The organism is Streptomyces sp. NPDC104761 (assembly GCF_055583445.1).
In genome coordinates, this window is record NZ_JBVJNZ010000018.1 from 25,258 (window position 1) to 44,858 (window position 19,601).

At 72.2% G+C, this 19,601-nt stretch carries 18 protein-coding genes and 1 pseudogene; 10 read left to right on the forward strand and 9 right to left on the reverse strand.

All coding sequences use genetic code 11. From position 1 onward, the window contains the following. Positions 1-30 precede the first annotated feature (30 nt). A complete protein-coding gene (locus tag ACZ63F_RS36250; RefSeq protein ID WP_469717742.1) occupies positions 31-927 on the reverse strand; it encodes an SDR family oxidoreductase in 897 nt (298 codons plus the stop codon). Between the two features lie 133 nt (positions 928-1,060). On the opposite strand from ACZ63F_RS36250, the gene ACZ63F_RS36255 reads away from it, so the two are divergent. Continuing rightward, positions 1,061-1,963: a LysR family transcriptional regulator gene (locus ACZ63F_RS36255; RefSeq protein ID WP_469717744.1), complete on the forward strand. Its 903-nt coding sequence runs from the start codon at positions 1,061-1,063 to the stop codon at positions 1,961-1,963. 81 nt (positions 1,964-2,044) lie between these two features. Here ACZ63F_RS36255 and ACZ63F_RS36260 read toward each other — a convergent pair whose 3' ends face one another. From ACZ63F_RS36260 to ACZ63F_RS36270, 3 genes are all read right to left on the reverse strand, one after another. Further along, complete coding sequence (locus ACZ63F_RS36260) at positions 2,045-2,659, reverse strand: TetR/AcrR family transcriptional regulator (RefSeq protein WP_469717745.1); 615 nt, start codon at positions 2,657-2,659, stop codon at positions 2,045-2,047. Next, positions 2,656-4,149 carry an MFS transporter gene (locus ACZ63F_RS36265; protein ID WP_469717747.1) on the reverse strand — a complete coding sequence of 498 codons (1,494 nt, stop codon included), beginning with the start codon at positions 4,147-4,149 and terminating at the stop codon, positions 2,656-2,658. Before ACZ63F_RS36265 ends, ACZ63F_RS36260 begins: the two co-directional genes overlap by 4 nt. A 97-nt stretch (positions 4,150-4,246) precedes the next feature. Beyond that, positions 4,247-5,437, reverse strand: coding sequence for an FAD-dependent monooxygenase (locus tag ACZ63F_RS36270; RefSeq protein WP_469717748.1), 1,191 nt, complete (start codon positions 5,435-5,437; stop codon positions 4,247-4,249). 343 nt (positions 5,438-5,780) lie between these two features. On the opposite strand from ACZ63F_RS36270, the gene melC1 reads away from it, so the two are divergent. Together melC1 and melC2 are read left to right on the forward strand one after the other, a co-directional pair. After that, entirely contained in the window at positions 5,781-6,188 is a 408-nt protein-coding gene (gene melC1, locus ACZ63F_RS36275) for an apotyrosinase chaperone MelC1 (RefSeq protein WP_469717750.1), read from the forward strand. A gap of 27 nt (positions 6,189-6,215) precedes the next feature. Next, positions 6,216-7,046, forward strand: coding sequence for a tyrosinase MelC2 (gene melC2, locus ACZ63F_RS36280; protein ID WP_469717751.1), 831 nt, complete (start codon positions 6,216-6,218; stop codon positions 7,044-7,046). A gap of 39 nt (positions 7,047-7,085) precedes the next feature. On the opposite strand, the gene ACZ63F_RS36285 is transcribed toward melC2, so the two are convergent. Together ACZ63F_RS36285 and ACZ63F_RS36290 are read right to left on the reverse strand one after the other, a co-directional pair. Beyond that, positions 7,086-7,787, reverse strand: coding sequence for a ribonuclease H family protein (locus ACZ63F_RS36285; RefSeq protein ID WP_469717753.1), 702 nt, complete (start codon positions 7,785-7,787; stop codon positions 7,086-7,088). A 47-nt stretch (positions 7,788-7,834) separates the two neighbouring features. Then, positions 7,835-8,629 (reverse strand): VOC family protein, encoded by a 795-nt coding sequence (locus tag ACZ63F_RS36290; protein WP_469717754.1) that lies wholly within the window; start codon positions 8,627-8,629, stop codon positions 7,835-7,837. Between the two features lie 148 nt (positions 8,630-8,777). Here ACZ63F_RS36290 and ACZ63F_RS36295 point away from each other — a divergent pair, with 148 nt between their 5' ends. The 4 genes from ACZ63F_RS36295 (at position 8,778) to ACZ63F_RS36310 (ending at position 13,462) form a co-directional block, all read left to right on the forward strand. Beyond that, the gene (locus ACZ63F_RS36295) at positions 8,778-9,785 is read left to right on the forward strand and encodes a zinc-binding alcohol dehydrogenase family protein (protein WP_469717934.1); all 1,008 of its coding nucleotides are present in this window, start codon (positions 8,778-8,780) and stop codon (positions 9,783-9,785) included. Positions 9,786-10,014: 229 nt separating this feature from the next. Next, entirely contained in the window at positions 10,015-11,457 is a 1,443-nt protein-coding gene (locus tag ACZ63F_RS36300; protein WP_469717756.1) for a family 2B encapsulin nanocompartment shell protein, read from the forward strand. A gap of 17 nt (positions 11,458-11,474) precedes the next feature. Then, the gene (locus ACZ63F_RS36305) at positions 11,475-12,527 is read left to right on the forward strand and encodes a family 2 encapsulin nanocompartment cargo protein terpene cyclase (protein ID WP_469717757.1); all 1,053 of its coding nucleotides are present in this window, start codon (positions 11,475-11,477) and stop codon (positions 12,525-12,527) included. A 50-nt stretch (positions 12,528-12,577) separates the two neighbouring features. Next, positions 12,578-13,462: a geranyl diphosphate 2-C-methyltransferase gene (locus ACZ63F_RS36310; RefSeq protein ID WP_469717759.1), complete on the forward strand. Its 885-nt coding sequence runs from the start codon at positions 12,578-12,580 to the stop codon at positions 13,460-13,462. Positions 13,463-13,522: 60 nt separating this feature from the next. Here ACZ63F_RS36310 and ACZ63F_RS36315 read toward each other — a convergent pair whose 3' ends face one another. Beyond that, positions 13,523-14,005: a VOC family protein gene (locus tag ACZ63F_RS36315; protein ID WP_469717761.1), complete on the reverse strand. Its 483-nt coding sequence runs from the start codon at positions 14,003-14,005 to the stop codon at positions 13,523-13,525. A 185-nt stretch (positions 14,006-14,190) separates the two neighbouring features. Here ACZ63F_RS36315 and ACZ63F_RS36320 point away from each other — a divergent pair, with 185 nt between their 5' ends. From ACZ63F_RS36320 to ACZ63F_RS36330, 3 genes are all read left to right on the forward strand, one after another. Beyond that, complete coding sequence (locus ACZ63F_RS36320; RefSeq protein WP_469717762.1) at positions 14,191-15,396, forward strand: epoxide hydrolase family protein; 1,206 nt, start codon at positions 14,191-14,193, stop codon at positions 15,394-15,396. A 43-nt stretch (positions 15,397-15,439) separates the two neighbouring features. Further along, positions 15,440-16,261, forward strand: coding sequence for a class I SAM-dependent methyltransferase (locus tag ACZ63F_RS36325; RefSeq protein ID WP_469717936.1), 822 nt, complete (start codon positions 15,440-15,442; stop codon positions 16,259-16,261). Between the two features lie 205 nt (positions 16,262-16,466). After that, a complete protein-coding gene (locus ACZ63F_RS36330; RefSeq protein ID WP_469717764.1) occupies positions 16,467-17,354 on the forward strand; it encodes an RNA polymerase sigma factor SigF in 888 nt (295 codons plus the stop codon). Positions 17,355-17,413: 59 nt separating this feature from the next. On the opposite strand, the gene ACZ63F_RS36335 is transcribed toward ACZ63F_RS36330, so the two are convergent. Next, complete coding sequence (locus ACZ63F_RS36335; protein ID WP_469717766.1) at positions 17,414-17,866, reverse strand: ATP-binding protein; 453 nt, start codon at positions 17,864-17,866, stop codon at positions 17,414-17,416. Positions 17,867-18,234: 368 nt separating this feature from the next. Beyond that, positions 18,235-19,473, reverse strand: a pseudogene (locus ACZ63F_RS36340) (DUF6777 domain-containing protein); the annotation flags it as partial. Positions 19,474-19,601: the final 128 nt, after the last annotated feature.

Below are 19,601 nucleotides of genomic sequence, written 5' to 3' on the forward strand. Positions count from 1 at the left end.
GCCTTCGGCCGGGGGTACCCCCAGCGCTCCCTACGGGGCGCCGAAGTAGTGCCCCTCCTCCAGGTCCGCGATCAGGCCCGGCTGTTCCGGCTTCCAGCCGAGGAGGTTCCTGGTCCGTTCGCTCGACGTCGCGTTGTCGACGGCCGCCACCGCGGCCAGCCAGCCGAAGTGCGCCTGGGCCTCGTCCGCCGGGATGCTCCGCACCGGGACGCCGAGGCCGCTGCCGATCACCGCCGCGATGTCCTTGAAGGGGATGCCCTCGTCGGCCGCGCCGTGCAGGCCGGTGCCGGCCGGAGCGGACTCCAGGGCCAGGCGGAACAGGCGGGCCGCGTCCAGGCGGTGGACGGCCGGCCAGCGGTTGGTGCCGTCGCCGACGTACGCGGCGACGCCCTTCCCCCGGGCGACGTCGATCAGCCGGGGCACGAAGCCCTGGTCGCCGCGGCCGTGCACGGAGGGGGCCAACCGCACCACCGCGCTGCGCACGCCGCGCTCGGCCAGGGCGAGCGCCGCGAGGTCGGGGTCGGCGCGGTAGGTGCCCGCCACCGGGGTGTCCTCCTCCGTCGCCACCCCGTCGATCGAGGCGAGCATCATGGTTCCCGACGTGACCACGAAGGGCCGGTCCGAGCCCTCCAGCGCGGTGCCGACCGCCTCGATCACCCGCAGGTCGGTCTCCGCCGCGCGGGTGAGGTCGGGGAAGTCGTCGTGGTTGAAGGCGAGGTGGATCACTCCGTCGGTACCGGCCGCCGCACGGGCCAGGTCCCCGGGTTCGTCGAGGCTGCCGCGGTGCACTTCGGCGCCCGCCGCCCGCAGGGCCTCCGCCGACTTCTCCGAGCGGGCGAGGGCGAGGACCCGGTGGCCCGCGCCGAGGAGTTCGGGGATGACGGCGGAGCCGATGAAGCCGCTGCCGCCGGTGACGAATACCCGCATGGTGGGTGCTCCTTCGAGAGAGGGGGTCGGGTTTCCATCGTTCGGCCGGCGGGCGGCGGGCGTCCAAGGCCTCTTTCGCAAGGCGCAATGCGTTTCAGGCATCGGGGCAGGTCGTCGGCCGTACCCTGGAGGCATGGCTGATCCGGCTTCCGCCCCCGACCTCGATCTGCGGCTCGTCCGGTACTTCACCGTCGTCGCCGAGCAGCGGCACTTCGGGCGGGCCGCGGGCGCCCTGCACATCACGCAGCCGGCGCTGAGCAGGCAGATCCAGCGGCTGGAACAGGTGCTGGGGGCGCGGCTCTTCCACCGCACCCCGCAGGGAGCCAGGCTCACCGAGGCCGGCGAGGTGTTCCTGACACGGGCGGAGGGGTTGCTGCGGGCCGCGGGCGAGGCGGCCGCCGTCACCCGGGCCGCCGCCGAGCCGAGCCGGATCACCGTCGGGTACATCAACGGGATCTTCGTCACCTCCGCCGTACGCGATCTGCGCCGCCGTTTCCCGGACGCCGACGTCCGGACCCTGCACCTCGACTGGGACGAGCCGCACGATGCCCTGCTGACGGGGCGGGTGGACGCGGTGGTGACCCGGCTGCCGCTGGCCACCGACGGCTTGCGGGTGACGGTGCTCTACGACGAACCGCGCCTCCTGGTGGTCCCGCTGGACCATCGGCTGGCCGGGAAGGAGTCGGTCACGCTCGACGACATCGCCGACGAGCCGCTGCCCCGCGGCCGGGATCCGCTCTGGAACGCGTTCTGGCGCGTCGACCCCCGGCCGGACGGCAGCCCGGCGCCCGGCGGACCGCTGATCGGCGCCGTGGAGGACAAGTTCGAGCACGTTGCCGCGGGGGATGCTGTGGCGATCGTGCCCCTGGTGCCCGGCGCGACCATCCGCCCCGACCTCACCACGGTCCCGCTGCACGGCGTCGAGCCGAGCCACGTGGTACTGGCGACCCGCGCCGGGGACAGCCACCGGCTGACGGCGGCCTTCCGCAGGTCGGCCGAGGCGCTGTTGAACAGGCCTGGGGGCAGCGCCCCATAGGGGCGCGGGGAACGGCGCGACCAGCCACGACGGCGGCGCGGCCGAACGCCGACACCTCGCGGCGCTTCCGGCTGAGCGCGGCTACGGCGTCAACTGGGCCTGCACGGCCGGACCGTAACGGTCGGCGATGTCGCCGATGTCGGTGGCCGCGCAGTCGCGCAGCCGCGGGCCGCGGGCGATGCCGTACATCACACCCAGGCCGATGAGCTGGGCGACGGCGAGTTCGGCGCGCAGGTCCGGGTCGGGGCCGGTGAGCCGGGCGGCGAGGGCGGCGACGACGTGGGCGCGGAAGTTGGCGCGCAGCACCTCTCCGTGGTCGCCGTGCAGCGGTGCGAAGACGATGCGCAGCAGCGGATCGGCGCCGCGGTCGCGCTGGCTCTCCAGGACGTGCCGGACCATGTGCCGGCCGAGGTCCTCCAGGGGTGCGTCCAGCAGGGCGGCCGCGTCGGTGTCGAAGGACATGACGCGGGCGAACAGACTGTCCTTGTTGCCGAAGTACTTGAGGATCAGCGGTGCGCTGACCCCGGCGCGTTCGGCGACGTCCTTGAGGGTGATGTCGGCGTGCGCGTGCCGGGCCAGCAGGTACCGGGCGGCTCTGAGGATGACGGCCTTGGTGGCCTCGGCGTCCCGGCGGGCGGGGGCCGGGGGGGGCGCGGGCGCGGCGGAGGTGCCGGGGCGGGTGTTCACGGCACTCATGCTCCCTCCAGCGCGTCGTCCCTGGCACTCTCGGCCGGGCCAACGGCCCGCGGCGCGTCGTCGGGCGCCCTGTCGCCGGGGATGGACAGGGCGGCGCCACCGGCCACGAGGGCGACGACGCCGGCCATCGCGAAGGCCAGCAGGTAGCCGTGGAGCGTGGCGACCGGGGCGCCGCCGACGAGGCTGGTGTGGTGGGTGAGGACGGCGGCCACGGCGGCGCTGGAGGTGGCCTGGCCGATGGTGCGCATGAGGACGTTGACGCCGTTGGCGGAGGCGGTCTGGTTCGCCGGGACGGCCCGCAGGATCAGTGTGGGCAGCGCGGAGTAGGCGAGGGTGGTGCCGGTGGCGACGACGGTGGCACCCAGGATGATCATCCACAGGTCGCGGCTGTCGGCGATGCGGACCACGTATCCGCAGGCGATGACCGCGGCGCCGAGGGCCAGGGTGATGCGCGGGCCGCGGGCGGCGGAGATCCGGGCGGAGAGCGGCGAGAACAGCAGCATGGTCACGCCGCCGGGCAGCAGGCACAGACCGGTGGCCACGATCGACAGGCCGAGACCGTATCCGGTGGCCTTCGGCGCCTGCACCAGCTGGGCGGTGACCAGGGAGTTGGCGTAGAAGGCGAACCCGGTGAGCAGGGCGGCGACGTGCGAGAGGCCGACCCGCGGCCGGGTCACGAGGTGCAGGTCGACCAGCGGCTGCCCGGTCCGCAGCTGCTGCCACCACCACAGGGCCAGCACCAGGAGGGCGGCGCCGAAGAGCCCGAGGACGCGCGGGCTGCCCCAGCCCCACTCGCCGCCCTGCGAGACACCGAGCAGCAGGCAGGTCAGCCCGGCGGCCAGCCCCAGCGCCCCGAGGACGTCGAACCGGCCGCTCTCGCGCACCGGCGACTCCCTGACCGCCCACCAGACACCCGCGACGCCCACCGCGCCGAGGAGGCTGGTCAGCCAGAACATGGTGTGCCAGTCGTAGTACTGCACGACCAGCGCGGCCAGCGGCAGGCCCAGGGCGGCGCCGATACCGACGGTGGAGCTCATCAGCGCCACCGCCGATCCCCGCCGCTCGGGCGGGAGTTCGTCGCGCAGGATGCTGATCGAGAGCGGTACGACGGAGGCGGCGGCGCCCTGCAGGGCGCGGGCGACGATGAGCACGGTGATGTCCGAGGACAGGGCGCACATCACGGAGCCCACGGTCATCAGCGTGAGTGCCCCGGTGAGCACCCGGCGCTTGCCGTACATGTCACCGGCCCGGCCGAGCACCGGGGTGAGGACGGCCCCGGCGAGCAGGGTCGCGGTGACCGTCCAGGAGACGGTGCCGGCCGAGGAGTGGGTGAGCCGCGGCAGGTCCGGCAGGAGGGGGACGACGACCGTCTGCATGACGGCCATGAGGATCCCGCCGAAGGCCAGCACCGGGATGGTCAGCCGCTGCCGCAGCGGGGGCGGGGCGGCGGGCGATCCCGGGTTGCCGGCTATCGGGGCGGGCTGGTCCATCGACACTCCTGTGGGCGACATGAAGAAAGAGGTGAATATCCATTCACCCTATCTGGTGAATGGATATTCACTCAAACCGTTCCGCCGCCTACGGCGTTCAGGACCGGGCGTGCAGGGCGCGCGCCGCCCGCGGCCCGAGCCACCGCTTGAACCTGCGCAGCATCTCCAGCCGCCCGGCGGCCTTGTCCAGGCCGTAGTAGAGCTGCGGCGGGACGTACGGCAGCAGGGGCGAGTGCCGCTGGCCGAGCAGGGCGAACATGCGGTGCGGAGGCAGGCCGATGTAGCGGGGCAGGTTCTCGTACCACTGGGCGCTGAGGCGGGCGGCGCTCTGGGCGGAGACCAGTTCGGCCCTGCGCCGCCGTTCGTAGGCGGTGAGGGCGTCGGGCAGGAGCGGGTGCTCGCGCAGGGCGTCCGCCAGGCACATCGCGTCCTCCAGGGCGAGGGTGGTGCCGGCGCCGATGGAGTAGTGGGTGGTGTGGGCGGCGTCGCCGAGCAGGACGAGGTTGCCGTGGTGCCAGGTGCGGTTGGTGAGGGTGCGGAAGGCCGGCCAGGCCGCGGAGGAGCCGCCGACCAGCGGGTGACCGTCGAGGATGCCGGCGAACAGCTTCTCCAGCAGGGCCAGTTGGCCGGCCTCGTCCATCGCGTCGAGGCCGAGCCCGGTGAGGGTCTCCGGGGCGCACTCGATGACGCACGTGCTGTGCCCGTCGTCGTACGGGTAGCCGTAGCACCAGACCCAGCCGTGTTCGGTCTCGGCGAAGGCGAAGGTGAAGGAGTCGAAGACCCGGGTGGTGCCCAGCCACACGTAGTGGTTGCGGCCCTCGGTGGCCTCGGTGCCGAAGTGGCCGGCGTGCTGCGTGCGCAGGGCGCTGTGGATGCCGTCGGCGGCGACGACCAGGTCGGCGTCGGGGAGGTCCCCGGGGGTGATCTCGTCCTCGAACTCCAGCCGGACGCCGAGATCCCGGGCGCGTCCGGCGAGGATCTCCAGGAGGCGGTGGCGGCCGATGCCGTGGCCGGCGTCGCCGGGCTGCCGGGCCACCTCGCCGCGGACGTGGGCGACGCCCTGGGTCCAGCGCACCGAGCTCGCCTCGATGGCGCGGGCCGACTCGGGGTCGCAGGCGTGCAGCCGGTCGAGCAGGGCGCGCCAGTAGGTGACGCCCCAGCCGTAGGTGGAGCCCTCGGGGTTGCGTTCGTGGACGGCGATCTCGTGGGACGGGTTCTGCCGCTTGAGCAGGATCGCGAGATACAGGCCGGCCGGCCCGCCTCCGACGCAGACGACCTTCACGCACACACCCCTCAGTTTCACCGCACGTGGTCAATTGGCACCGGAGAGTAGCAGCGTCAAGGCACCCGGCCGGGTTTTCGAATCGCGCCAGATTGACACCGTGAGCCACACCACCCGGACGGCGGACCGGAGCGAAAGATCACCGGCAAGCCGCGCGCCCGCGCAAGGAATTGCCCGTTCCGGGTCCGGCGGAACCATCGCCACGACAAGATCGTCTTTGTTCAATCTTGTATGACATGTGACTAATTGTCCTGATCGCAGCCAACCCGATCCGGGCGATTTCTCCCGCTCCGAAGTCGGCGGATAGGCATACGGAGTCATCACCCGCACCCGTCACAGGAGCATCCGTATGCCCGAACTCACCCGCCGTCGCGCCCTCACCGCGGCGGCCGCCCTCGCCGCAGCGGCCGGTGCCCAGACCCTCCTCGCGCCCGGCGCCTCGGCCGCCGGCCACTCGCACGAGGGAGCTCTCGAACCCTTCGACGAGGTCTACAAGGGCCGCCGCATACAGGGCCGGCCGACCGGCATGGACGACATGGGCGGCATGGCGGGAACGGGCGGCGGTCACCACCACGGACACGGCACCGGCTACGCGGTGTTCGTGGACGGGGTCGAACTGCACGTGATGCGCAACGCAGACGGCAGCTGGATCAGCGTGGTCAGCCACTACGCCCCGGTCGCCGGCCCGCGCGCCGCCGCCCGCGCCGCGGTCGACGAGCTGCAGGGCGCCGCGCTCCTGCCGTTCCCCGCCAACTGACCGCCCGTACAAGGAGTCTTCCCGCACATGACCGTTCGCAAGAACCAGGCAACCCTGACCGCCGACGAGAAGCGGCGGTTCGTCGCCGCCGTCATCGAGCTGAAGCGCAGCGGGCGTTACGACGACTTCGTGCGCACGCACAACGCCTTCATCATGTCCGACACCGACGACTCGGAGCGCACCGGCCACCGTTCGCCGTCGTTCCTGCCCTGGCACCGCAGATTCCTGCTCGACTTCGAGCAGGCCCTGCAGTCCGTGGACGCCTCCGTCGCGCTCCCCTACTGGGACTGGAGCACCGACCGGACCGTCCGCGCCTCGCTGTGGGCACCGGACTTCCTCGGCGGTACCGGGCGCAGCTCGGACGGGCGCGTGACGGACGGGCCGTTCGCCGCCGGCGGCGGGAACTGGCCGGTCAACGTCCGCGTGGACGGCCGTACTTATCTGCGCAGGTCGCTCGGGACGGGCGTGCGCGAGCTGCCGACCCGGGCCGAGGTCGACTCGGTCCTGTCCATGGCGACGTACGACATGGCGCCCTGGAACAGCGCCTCGGACGGCTTCCGGAACCATCTGGAGGGCTGGCGCGGGGTCAACCTGCACAACAGGGTCCACGTCTGGGTCGGCGGGCAGATGGCCACCGGGGTCTCCCCCAACGACCCGGTGTTCTGGCTGCACCACGCCTTCATGGACAAGCTCTGGGCCCGCTGGCAGCGCCGCCACCCGGAGGCGGCCTACCTGCCGGGCGGCGGCACGCCGGACGTGGTGGACCTGGACGAGACGATGAAGCCGTGGAACGACGTGCGGCCGGCGGACCTGCTCGACCACACGAGGTTCTACACGTTCGACACCCTGGAGGCCTGACCGGTTCGCCGCATCAGGCCGCTGGGCCGGCCCGCCGGGTCAGGCCTCGGCGGCCGTTCGGCACTCAGGGTGGCCCCACCCCTGTGCGTTCTTGGCGATCGGCTCGCCGGCCGCGTAGGAACGGCCGCACAGGCAGCGGCCGGGGAACTTCGCCTTGATGGTCCGGGACGAGGAGCCACCCCCCGCCGCGTTCTTGCGGGGCGCCGCCTTGCGGCGCGGGGCCGCGGCGGCGGACGCCTGGGACGGCGGCGGTACCGGGGAGCCGAGCGCGCTGCCCGCGGCCTCCTGGACCATGGCCGCCTGGCTGGCCGCGCGGTCGGCGAAGTCGTTCAGCGGGTCGCCGTCGACCTGGTGGGCGGGGACGTAGCGGAAGTCGACCGTGCGGCCGTCCAGGAGCTCGTCGATGCGGACGACCAGCTCCTGGTTGGCGACCGGCTTGCCCCCGGAGGTCTTCCAGCCGTTGCGCTTCCAGCCGGGCAGCCAGGTGGTGACGGCCTTCATCGCGTACTGGGAGTCCATCCGCACTTCCAGCGGCACGTCCGGGTCGGTGGCCGCCAGCAGCTGTTCCAGGGCGGTCAGTTCGGCCACGTTGTTGGTGGCCCTGCCGAGCGGCCCGGCCTCCCAGCGGGCGGGAGTCGCCGCGTCGTCGGACACCACCCAGGCCCAGCCGGCCGGTCCGGGGTTTCCCTTAGAAGCCCCGTCGCACGCGGCCACCACTCGTTCACGCATGGCCCCGATCATGCCACGGCCGGCCGGGGCGCCCGGCCGGGGCTCGGGATCCGCCCTGGTCAGGCCTCCGTACTGGACGGCATCTCGCCTTCGGTGGTCGTGACGTCGATCACCGAGAAGTTCGCGCCCTGCGGGTCGGTGAGCGCCGCCATGCGTCCGAAGGGGCTGGTCATCGGCCCGAAGCGGAGCACCGCACCGAGCTTGGTCGCCTTGGCCACGGCCTCGTCGCAGTCGGCGACGGTGAAGTAGACGTTGACGTACGAGGGAATCTCGGGCGGGAAGTCGTCGGTCATCCGCATCCGGCCGAGGACCGGCTGCTCACGGAGGTTGAACGTGCGGAAGTCGACGTTGCTGTCCTCGATCTGCCGGACCGTGTAGGGGAAGACGGCCGCGAGGAAGGGGTCGGTCTTCTCGGGCTCGCGGGTGAAGACCTCGGCCCAGCAGTAGGCGCCGGGTACGGCCGTGGCCTCGAAGCCCTCGTGGACGCCGCCCTGCCAGATCCCGAACACCGCGCCGCCGGGCTCACGGGCCAGGCACATCGTGCCGAACTCGCCGACCTGCATCGGCTCCATCAGCACCTCGCCGCCGTTCGCCCGGATCCGTCCGGCGGCGGCCGCGGCGTCCGGCGAGGCGAGATACAGGCACCACTGCGAGTGCCCCTCCTGACCTGACATGGGCGGTACGACGGCGGCGACGGCCTTGCCGTCCACGTAGGCCTGCGTGTAGTTGCCGTACTCCGGGGACGACTCCCCGAACGTCCAGCCGAGCACCTCGCCGTAGAAGCTCTTGGCCCCCTCCAGGTCGCCGAACATCGCGTCCGCCCAGCAGGGGGTTCCTTCAGGTTGTACCGCCATCGCCGCGGCCCTTCCGATCGAGCGGGTTCTCCCGGTTCCTCACGCTAGCCACCGGGCCGACCGCCCGCGCGCCGAACGCCGGACTCCGGCGGACACTGGGAAGGAGGTCGGCGGCCTTCGGCGGACGGGGCGCGGTATGGCGGACGTGATGCGGGCATGGTCGGTGGAACGGCCCGGGCCGGTCGAGGCGGAACCGCTGCGGCTGGTCGAGCGGCCGGTGCCGGTGCCCGGGGCGGACGAGTTGCTGGTCCGGGTGCGGGCCTGCGGGGTGTGCCGCACCGACCTTCATGTCACCGAGGGCGATCTGCCGGTGCACAGGACCGGGGTGACGCCGGGGCACGAGGTGGTCGGCACGGTCGCGGGCACGGGCGCCGGGGTGGCGGACTTCGCGGTCGGCGACCGGATCGGGGTGGCCTGGCTGCGGCGCACGGACGGGGAGTGCGCGTACTGCCTGCGGGGCGCCGAGAACCTGTGCCCGCACTCGGAGTACACCGGCTGGGACGCCGACGGAGGCTACGCGGAGTACACGACCGTGCCGGCCGCTTTCGCCTACCGGCTGCCCGGCGCCCTCGACGACGTCGCGCTCGCGCCGCTGCTGTGCGCCGGGATCATCGGCTACCGCGCGCTGCGCCGGGCGTCGCTCCCGGCGGGCGGCCGGCTCGGCCTGTACGGCTTCGGGGGCAGCGCCCACCTGTGCGCGCAGGTGGCGCTCGCCGAGGGTGCGCGGGTGCACGTGCTCACCCGGGGTGCCGAGGCACGGCGGCTGGCCGTGGAGCTGGGCGCGGCCTCGGCGCGGGACGCCTACGAGGCGCCGCCCGAGCCGCTGGACAGCGCGATCCTGTTCGCGCCGGTCGGCGACCTGGTGCCGGTGGCGCTGCGCGCCCTGGACCGGGGCGGGGTGCTGGCGGTCGCGGGCATCCACCTCAGCGACGTGCCGTCGCTGAACTACGAGCGCGAGCTGTTCTACGAGCGGGAGCTGCGCAGCGTCACCTCCAACACCCGTGCCGACGGACGGGAGTTCCTCGCCCTCGCCGAGCGACACGGCGTGCACGCGACCACCCACCCCTACCCGCTGTCGCAGGCACCGCAGGCCCTGCGGGACCTGAAGGCCGGGCGCTTCGACGGGGCCGCGGTGCTGGTGAACGACCTTTCCTGAGCCCAACCCCCGCGCGGCCCCGGGCACGAGAGCGGGCCACCGGCGCACAACAGGGAAACGCAACCCTTTCCACCCCGAACACCAGGTTTGCGCACCTAAGGCATGCAACCGCCCCTTTCGCGCCGTACCCGTAGATCACCAAGGCTGTTTGGCTTGTCCGTGCGCACCACCACCTCGCACACCACCGACCCTCCGGGTCACCGTTGTTCACCTCTCTGCTGGAGGGAATGTGTCCACACCGGACAGCGTCATCGGTTCCGCCGTCGACGAGCCCGAGCCGGATCCGACCACCGACGGGCAGCTCACCAGCCTGAGCACCCGGGCGGCACGCCAGCTCGCCACGACCACCAAGTCCGAACCGCAGATGCAGGCCATCACGTCCCGGTGGCTGCTGAAGACGCTGCCGTGGGTGGACGTCAAGGGCGGCGTCTACCGGGTCAACCGGCGCCTCCAACTGCGCACCGGGCGGGGCCGGGTGAGCTTCCAGCACAACGGCGGGGACGACATCCGGGTCATCCCGCAGACCCTCACCGAGCTGCCGATCCTGCGCGGTTACGACGACCCGGACGCGCTGACCCAGCTCGCGGACCGGTTCCAGCCCCGCGAGGTGCGCGCCGGGCAGGTGCTGTTCGAGGCCGGGCAGCCGGTGACCGAGACCTACCTGGTGGTGCACGGCCGGTTCATCCGGTACGCGGCCGGCAAGTACGGCGAGGAGGAGGTCGTCGGGGTCGTCACCGACGGCGACCAGATGGGCGACGAGGCGGTGGGCCAGACCGATCCGCTCTGGCTCACCTCGGTGCGGGCCGAGACGGCGGGCGTGGTCCTGGCACTGCCCTGGGCGGTGGCCGAGGAGATCATGGACCGGGTGCCGTCGCTCGGCGCCCACCTCCAGGCCTACGTCGACCGGCAGCGGCTGCCGATGAACCGCAAGGGCGAGGCCGAGGTGCCGGTGCAGGCCGGCCACACCGGCGAGCCGACCCTCCAGGGCGGCTTCGTCGACTACGAACTCGCGCCGCGCGAGTACGAGTTGTCGCTCACCCAGACCGTGCTGCGGGTGCACTCGCGGGTCGCGGACCTCTACAACCACCCGATGGACCAGACCCAGCAGCAGCTGCGGCTCACGGTCGAGGAGATCCGCGAGCGCCAGGAGTGGGAGCTGGTCAACAACCGGGAGTTCGGGCTCCTGCACAACATCGACTACGGGCAGCGGATCAGCTCGTTCACCGGTCCGCCGACCCCGGACGACATGGACGAGCTGATCTCCATGCGCCGCAAGACCAAGGTCATCCTGGCGCATCCGAAAGCGATCGCGGCCTTCTTCCGGCAGTGCAACCGGCGCGGCCTCGTCCCCCCGTCCACCAACGTCGACGGGCACGAGATCCCGGCCTGGCGCGGGGTCCCGATCTACCCGTGCAGCAAGATCCCGATCAGCGACGACCACACCAGCAGCATCATCGCGCTGCGCACCGGCGAGGCCGACCAGGGGGTCATCGGCCTCTACCAGACCGGTATCCCCGAGGAGTTCCAGCCCGGCCTGAACGTCCGCTTCATGGGCATCAACGAGCAGGCCGTCGTCAACTACCTGGTCACCGCCTACTACTCGCTCGCCGTCCTGGTCCCCGACGCGGCCGGGATCCTGGAGAACGTCCAGCTCGGCCGCACCGCCGACTGACGGCCTGGAGCACATCCATGAGCACAACCACCACCTCCTACGCCCTGCCGGGGCCGCCGAACATCGCGGAGCGGCTGCGCCCGGCCAAGCCCACCGGGGCGGTCCCCGGACTGCACTACCGGCCCGCCGTGCCCGCCGACCCGGAGAAGGCCGCCGAACTCGACCGACGGCTGGAGGCCTGGGCCCGCGAGCTCGACCTGTTCCCCGCGGCCTGGAAGGGAGACTTCTCCGACTTCCAGTTCGGCCGGGCCGTCGCCCTCCAGCACCCGGGCGGTCTCGACCTGGACCGGCTCACCGCCGCCGGCAAACTGCTGCTCGCCGAGAACATCGTGGACTCCTGCTACTGCGAGGAGGACGAGGGGCGGGGCGGATCCCGGCGGGGCCTCGGCGGCCCGCTGATCATCGCCCAGTCGGCGCTCGACCCCTTCCACGGCATCCCGGAGCTGGAGGAGGAGTGGCGCGAGGGCGTCCGGGCCACCGGGCCCCTGCGGTCGTACCACTTCGCCCTCACGGACTTCGCGGCCTTCGCCACCCCCAGCCAGACCGACCGGTTCGTCCACGACATCGCCCGGCTGCACCTGGGCTACCTCGGCGAGGCCGCGTGGATGGAGACCGGGTACGTACCACGGGTCTGGGAGTACCTGGTGATGCGGCAGTTCAACAACTTCCGGCCCTGCTTGTCGATCGTCGACGCGGTGGACGGCTACGAACTGCCGGAGCAGCTCTACGCCCGCCCGGAGATCCAGCGGATCACGGCCCTGGCCTGCAACGCCACCACCATCGTCAACGACCTGTACTCCTTCACGAAGGAGCTGGCGAGCGACCCGGACCACCTGAACCTGCCCCAGGTGGTGGCCGCCAACGACCGGTGCGGGCTGAAGGCGGCCTATCTGAGGTCCGTCGACATCCACAACCGGGTCATGGACGCCTTCGAGGAGGAGTCGGCCGCCCTCTCCGCCACTTCGCCGCTGGTCGCACGCTACGCCGAGGGGCTCGCCGCCTGGGTCGCCGGCAACCACGAGTGGCACGCCACCAACACCAGCCGCTACCACCTGCCCGACTACTGGTAGCCATCGAGCCACATCCGAAACACCGTCAGAGACATTTCGAGGAGCAACTGTTGACGACCGCCCCTGTCGCTCGGAAGACCACCACGTCAGCCCCGGTGCCGACCCAGTCCAGGTACCAGAACAGCGTCGCGGAGTACTGGAACGCCGAGGAGAACCCGGTCAACCTCGAACTCGGAAAGATCGACGACCTCTACCACCACCACTACGGCGTCGGTGAGGCCGACTGGTCGGTGCTCGACGAGACCGACCCAGCCCTGCGCAAGGAACGCGTCACCGCCGAGCTGCACCGTCTGGAGCACGCCCAGGCCGAGCTGCTCGCCTCGCACCTCGGCGCCCTCACGCCGGCCGACCGGGTCTTCGACGCGGGCTGCGGCCGCGGCGGCGGCAGCATCGTGGCGAACCTGCGCTACGGCTGCCACTCCGACGGCGTGACCATCTCCGCCAAACAGGCCGACTTCGCCAACGAGATGGCCCGCAAGCGGGAAGTCGGCGACAAGGTCCGCTACCACCACCGGAACATGCTGGACACCGGCTTCGAGACGGGCGCCTACGCGGCCTCGTGGAACAACGAGTCCACGATGTACGTCGAGCTGGAGCTGCTGTTCGCCGAGCACGCCCGGCTGCTGCGGCGCGGCGGCCGCTACGTGACGATCACCGGCTGCTACAACAACGCCTACGGGCAGGCGTCCCGCGAGGTGTCCCTGATCAACGCGCACTACATCTGCGACATCCACCCGAGGTCGGAGTACTTCCGGGCGATGGCCGCCAACCGCCTGGTGCCGGTCCATGTGGAGGATCTCACCGCAGCCACGATCCCGTACTGGGAACTGCGCAAGCAGGCCGACCATCTGGTGACGGGGATCGAGGACGCGTTCCTCACCGCGTACAAGAACGGCAGCTTCCAGTACCTGCTGATCGTGGCCGACCGGGTCTGACCCGGCGGCGGGTGCACACGGGGGCGGTGTCCACGGACACCGCCCCCGTCCCCGTACCGCTCACTCCCCCGCGTACGCCTTCCGCAGCGCGGCGATGTCCAGCTTGCCCATCGCGTACATGGCCCGGGTGGTGCGCGCGGCCTTCTCCGGGTCGGCGTCGCCGATCATCTCGATCAGCCCGTCCGGAATCACCTGCCAGGACAGGCCGTACCTGTCCTTGAGCCAGCCGCACGGGCCGGGCTCGCCGCCGTTCTCGGTGAGCTTGGCCCAGTAGTGGTCGACCTCCTCCTGGCCGTCGCAGTAGATCTGGAAGGAGATCGCCTCGGTGAATGTGAACTGCGGGCCGCCGTTGATGGCGACGAACTTCTGCCCGTTGGCCGTGAAGTCGACGGCCAGCACCGACCCCGTCTCCCCCGGCCCGGCCTCGTTGTACCGGCCGACCTTTCCGATGCTGGAGTTCTTGAAGATCGACACGTAGTAGTGGGCGGCCTCCTCGGCCTGCCCGTCGAACCAGAGACACGTGGTGAATCCGTCGGCGGTCATGGGCACCTCCTGGGAGCGGGGAACGCGGTCATGTGTACCGACCGGTGCTCTGCAGGAAACTCATCGGTCATCGCGCCCCTCGGGGGCTCGGGGCTGTATTGCGTATGCGGCTCCGCCGCGTGGGCGCGGCCGGCCCCCACCGGCCCGCAGACGGCCGACGACCTCCTGCGCCTAGCATCCCCACCATGACCTCTCCGTCGCCGGACATCACCCCCTTCCGCATCGCGATCCCGCAGAGCGACCTCGACGACCTCCACGCCCGCCTCGACCGCACCCGCTGGCCCGCCGAACTGCCCGGCGCAGACTGGGCCTACGGCGTCCCGGCCCCCTATCTGAAGGAGCTGGCCCGGTACTGGCGGCACGAGTACGACTGGCGTGCGGCCGAGGCGGAGCTCAACGCGTGGCCGCAGTTCACCACCACGGTCGACGGCACGAACGTGCACTTCGCCCACATCCGCTCCACCGAGCCGGACGCCACCCCGCTGGTCCTCACCCACGGCTGGCCGGGCTCGATCGTGGAGTTCCTCGACGTGGTCGGTCCGCTCACCGACCCGGCGGCGCACGGCGGGGACCCGGCCGACGCCTTCCACGTGGTGCTGCCGAGCATCCCGGGGTTCGGGTTCTCGGGGCCGACCACGGAGCCCGGCTGGGAGGCGGGGCGGGTCGCGGACGCCTGGGCGGTGCTGATGCGCCGGCTGGGCTACGAACGGTTCGGCGCGCAGGGCGGCGACTGGGGCGCGGTCGTCTCCCGGGAGCTGGGCCGTGCCCATCCCGGCCGGGTGATCGGCGTCCATCTCAACCTGCTGCCGGGGGCCCAGCAGGCCACCGAACCCACCGACGCGGAGCTGGCCGGGCTGGGCGCCGCGGAACGGGCCGACACACTGGAGTCCTGGCGCCGTTGGTCCGCCTGGACCAAGGAGAGCACCGGGTACGCGATCCTGCAGAGCACCCGCCCGCACACGCCCGGATACGCGCTCACGGACTCGCCGGTCGGACAGCTCGCCTGGATCGTCGAGAAGTTCCGCGAGTGGACGGACTCCGCGGAGCTGCCCGAGGAGGCGGTGGACCGGGACCGGCTGCTGACCGACGTGATGCTGTACTGGCTCACCGGGACGGCTGCCTCCTCCGCCCGCATCTACTACGAGCGGGCACACGCCACCGGGCCCCGGGCCACCGCCCCCGCCGAACCGTCCACGGTGCCGACCGCCCTCGCCCTGTTCCCTGCCGAGCCCCAGCTTCCGTTGCGGCACAAGGCGGACCGGACCGAGCACGTCGTCCGGTGGACGGAGTTCGACCGCGGCGGGCACTTCGCCGCGATGGAGGAGCCGGATCTGCTGGTGGGCGACGTCCGGGCGTTCTTCCGGCAGCTGCGGGAGCAGGGCGCGAGCTGAGGCCGCCGAAAAGCGCTGGCCCCGGGGCAGGGGCACCGGCATCCTGCCCCCTGTGGACGCACTGGAATTCAGGGTGCAGGACCCCGGGCTGCGGGACATCTTCGACCAGGACGCCGAGCGGTACGAACGGGCCCGGCCCCGCTATCCCGCCGCGCTGGTCGAGGAGCTGGTCCGGCTCACGGGGGCCGCGCCGGGCGTCCGGGTGCTGGAGATCGCCCCGGGCACCGGCAAGCTCACCGCCGACCTGGCGCGGTCCGGCTGTTCGATCACCGCCGTGGAGATCGGCCCGAACATGGCCGCGGTGGCCCGCCGCCAACTGGCACCGTTCCCCCGGGTGGACGTGGTGGTGTCGGCCTTCGAACAGTGGGAGCCGCCGCCGGAGCCGTTCGACGCGGTGGTCTGCGCGACCGCCTTCCACTGGCTCGACCCGGCGGAGCGGCTGCCGAAGGCGGCCCGGGCACTGCGCCCCGGCGGGCTCCTCGGCATCGTCTCCACCCACCACGTGGCGGGCGGCACCGAGGACTTCTTTGCCGAGGTCCAGGAGTGCTACGAGCGATGGGATCCGGCCACGCCGCCCGGCCTGCGCCAGACCCGGGAGGGGGACCTCGCGACCGACACGGGCGAGTTCACCGGGTCCCCCTACGTCACCGACGTCGCCGTGCAGGGCCACGCCCAGGAGATCACGTACACCACCCGCGAGTACCTGGACGTGCTGCTCACCTACTCGAACCACCGGGCGCTCCCGGAGGCCGCCCGGAACGGGCTGCTCGGGGACATCCGCGAGCTGATCGACTCCGGGTACGGCGGTGCCGTCACCAAACGGTACTGGCACGAGCTGGTCACGGCCGTACGCGTCGGACCGTAGCCACCTCGTCCAGAGCCCGCCACCGGCGGTTTTCCGCCAGGACGGGAAACGGGGCGCATGCGCCGCGTCACTCGGGGTACCCGAGCCGCAGGGCACGCATAAGGTGTCCGGTTCCGGGTAACCGGCCCTGGCACCACCTGGACAGGGCCGGGACGGCACCGGCCGACGAGACAGCCGCCGCAACGTGAGTGACCTGGGAGAGGACATGAAAACCGCCGGGATCCGGTCGGAAGCAGTGAACACCGCTCACCCCGTCGAGACGTGGACGACGGAGGGGGCACTGCCAGGAATCGAGGACCCGAGGACCGTAGCCCCGCGCGACGCACGTGAGCTGTCCCGCCAGTTCTTCCAGCGGATCGCCGAGCTGGAGGAGGGCACGCACGAGTACCAGTACGCCCGCAACACGCTGATCGAGATGAACATGTCGCTGGTCCGGTTCGCGGCCGGCCGTTTCCGCAACCGCGGCGACGACATGGAGGACATCGTCCAGACCGGGATGATCGGCCTGATCAAGGCCATCGACCGGTTCGAGCTGTCGCGCGAGGTCGAGTTCACCTCCTTCGCGCTGCCGTACATCGTGGGCGAGATCAAGCGGTTCTTCCGGGACACCACCTGGGCGGTGCACGTGCCGCGCAGGCTCCAGGAGCTGCGTGTGGAGCTGGCCAAGGCGCGCGAGGAGCTCTCCAGCCGCCTGGACCGGGAACCGACGGTCGCCGAGCTGGCCACGCTCATGAACCTGTCCGAGAACGAGGTGGTCGAGGGCCAGCTGGCCGCCAACGGCTACAACTCCTCCTCCCTGGACGCGGCGCTGACGGGGGACGGCCCGGAGGACGGCGAGGCGGTGCTGGCCGACTTCATCGGGGTCGAGGAGGAAGGCCTGCGGCTCGTGGAGGACTTCCAGTCGCTGGCCCCGCTCATGGCCGAGCTGAGTGAACGGGACCGGGAGATCATCCATCTGCGGTTCGTGGAGGAGGCCACCCAGGCCGAGATCGGCGAGCGGCTCGGCTGCTCCCAGATGCACGTCTCCCGCCTGATCAAGCGGATCATCATGCGGCTGCGTCAGGGGATGCTGGGCGAGCTCGGCTGCGCCTGACGGCGAGGTCCACGGGCGCTGCCCCGCACCGGCGCGTGGGGCGGCGCCCGTGGTCACGATCACCCGGGGAAGCGCACCAGCGCGCGTACCCGCTTGCCGACCGGCACCCGCTCGGCGACCACCTCCGCGGCCAGGGCATGGACGATCTCCAGTCCGTGCCGGCCGACCCGCTCGGGATCCCTGGGGAAGCGCCGGGGCAGGGCGGCGCTGCTGTCGTACACGGAGACCATGACCGCGCTGTCCGTGCCCTCCAGTTCGAGGATGTACGGGCCGTTGCTGTGCCGGTCCGCGTTGGTCACCAGCTCGCTCACCACGAGCAGCAGCTCACCGTCGGCCCGGGGGTCGATCGCGGCGCACCATTCCGTCCTGAGTTGCTCCAGGAAGCCGGCCGCGAAGTCCCGCGCCTCGGCGATGCAGCCGGGCTCGCCGGTGTAGTGCGCCGCGCGCCGCAGCGGCTCCACAGGGACGTCGAAGCCAGTCGGTATCACTGCCCCGCCCAGGTTTTCGATCATGCGTGTCTCTCCAGGAGGCCGGCCCGGCCCGTCGCTGTTGCATCCATCCTCGTACCCCGAGTGCGCGCCGGCAGTCCCCCGGGATGTTCGCCGACCGCGCACACCTCACGTCGCGCTGGTCACAGTCCCGGTGCGCCGGGGGCGGCCGAGCCGGGCGGTACCAGCCGGGCCGAGGACGCCGGGGCGGCGGACGACACGGCGGCCCCCGGGCCGTGCGATGCCGGCGACGCCGCGGACTGCGGGGCGAGCGGCTGTGCGGAGGACGGCGGCTCGGACGCCGGTCCCTGCGACTTCGGCGGCTGCGACGCCGGCGACTCGTTCTTCGGGGACTCGGTGCGCGGGGACTGGTTCTGGGTCTGCGGGGACTCCGTAGGGGGCGACCCGGTCTTCGGTGACTCGGTCTTCGGTGACTCGGTCTTCGGCGACTCGCTCGTCGGAGGCGCCGAGGAGGGCGGTTGTGAGGACGGCGGCTTCGAGGACGGCGATGAGGACGAGGGCGGCTTCGACGCCGGCGACTGCGGGGACGAGGAGTTCGGGGCCGAGGAGCTTGCCGACGGGGATCCGGAGCCGTTCCCCGGACTCGTGGGCGTCGACGGGCGGGACGGGGCCGGCGGGCACGGGGTGGTGCCGGCCGATCCGGGTCTGCCGGACGCGGGCGGGCAGCCGTGGTGGGGCGGCGGGTTCATGGGGTCCGGGTCGGCCGGGGGCTTGGCCGGGCGGTCGTCGTGCCCGGTGTGGTCCCCGCGGTGGCGGCCGAACCAGTCGTGGTGTTCGTGGTCGAAGACCACGAACACCTTGACGACCTGCGCGGCGGGTGCGACGACGACCACGTTCGCGGGCCGGTAGGCGGCCCAGGCGGTGCCGACGGTCCTCGGGGTGGACCGCTGCGCGACCGGTGGGGCGAGCGGGTTGCCGCAGGCGCACCGCAGCCGCGGCACACCGTGCCCGTCGACGAGGACGGCGGTGCCCGTCTGGAGGACGGACTGGTAGGTGGTCGCCTTGCCGTCGCGGTAGCCGTGGGCGGTGACCCGGGTGTCCGCGCGCAGCTGTACGGGGGTGAGGGAGCGCAGGTAGGCCGGGACGCCGGCGGGCCTGACGCCGACCTGGGAGGCGAACGCCCTGTTGCGGGACGGCGCGGCCTGGAGGTACCTGATCTGCTGTTCGACGTCGCAGCTGGTGCTGTTCTTCGTGCCGCTGTAGAGGCCGGGCGCCCCGCCGCTCACCCCGCGCACCTCGTTCGCCGACGCGCCGGACGCGACCGGGGCGGCGGACACCTGCGCGGCGGTGGTCTTCTGTGCGGTCGACTCGGTGAACGGGTCCTGGCCGGAGCTGTTGGCGGCCTGCAGGAAGACCTCGCCGCGCGGGCCGGAGCTGTCGCCCGAACGGGTGAGAACCACGGCCAGGGCCGCAACGACCACCACGGCGGTGGTGAGCGTCGCGACCCGGGGCGCCGACCTCCACCATGGCCGGTGCGGCTCGCCGCCCTGACCGTCACCGCCACCGGGCGGCGGCTGGGAGGGGGGTCCGGGAGGTGGCCCGGGCGGTCCGGACAGGGGGCCGGAGGGGGGTCCTGTGGGGCGGCCGAACGACGGCGGTTCGACACTCACGCGCTCATCTCCCCGGTGCGGTAAACGGCATTCATGAAAAATGCCTCATTTGGGGCATGTCCAGGCCAATGTGCGCCGGTCCTGCACGGTCCGCAAGCCGACGCGGACGGACCACCCGGCGGGCGCCT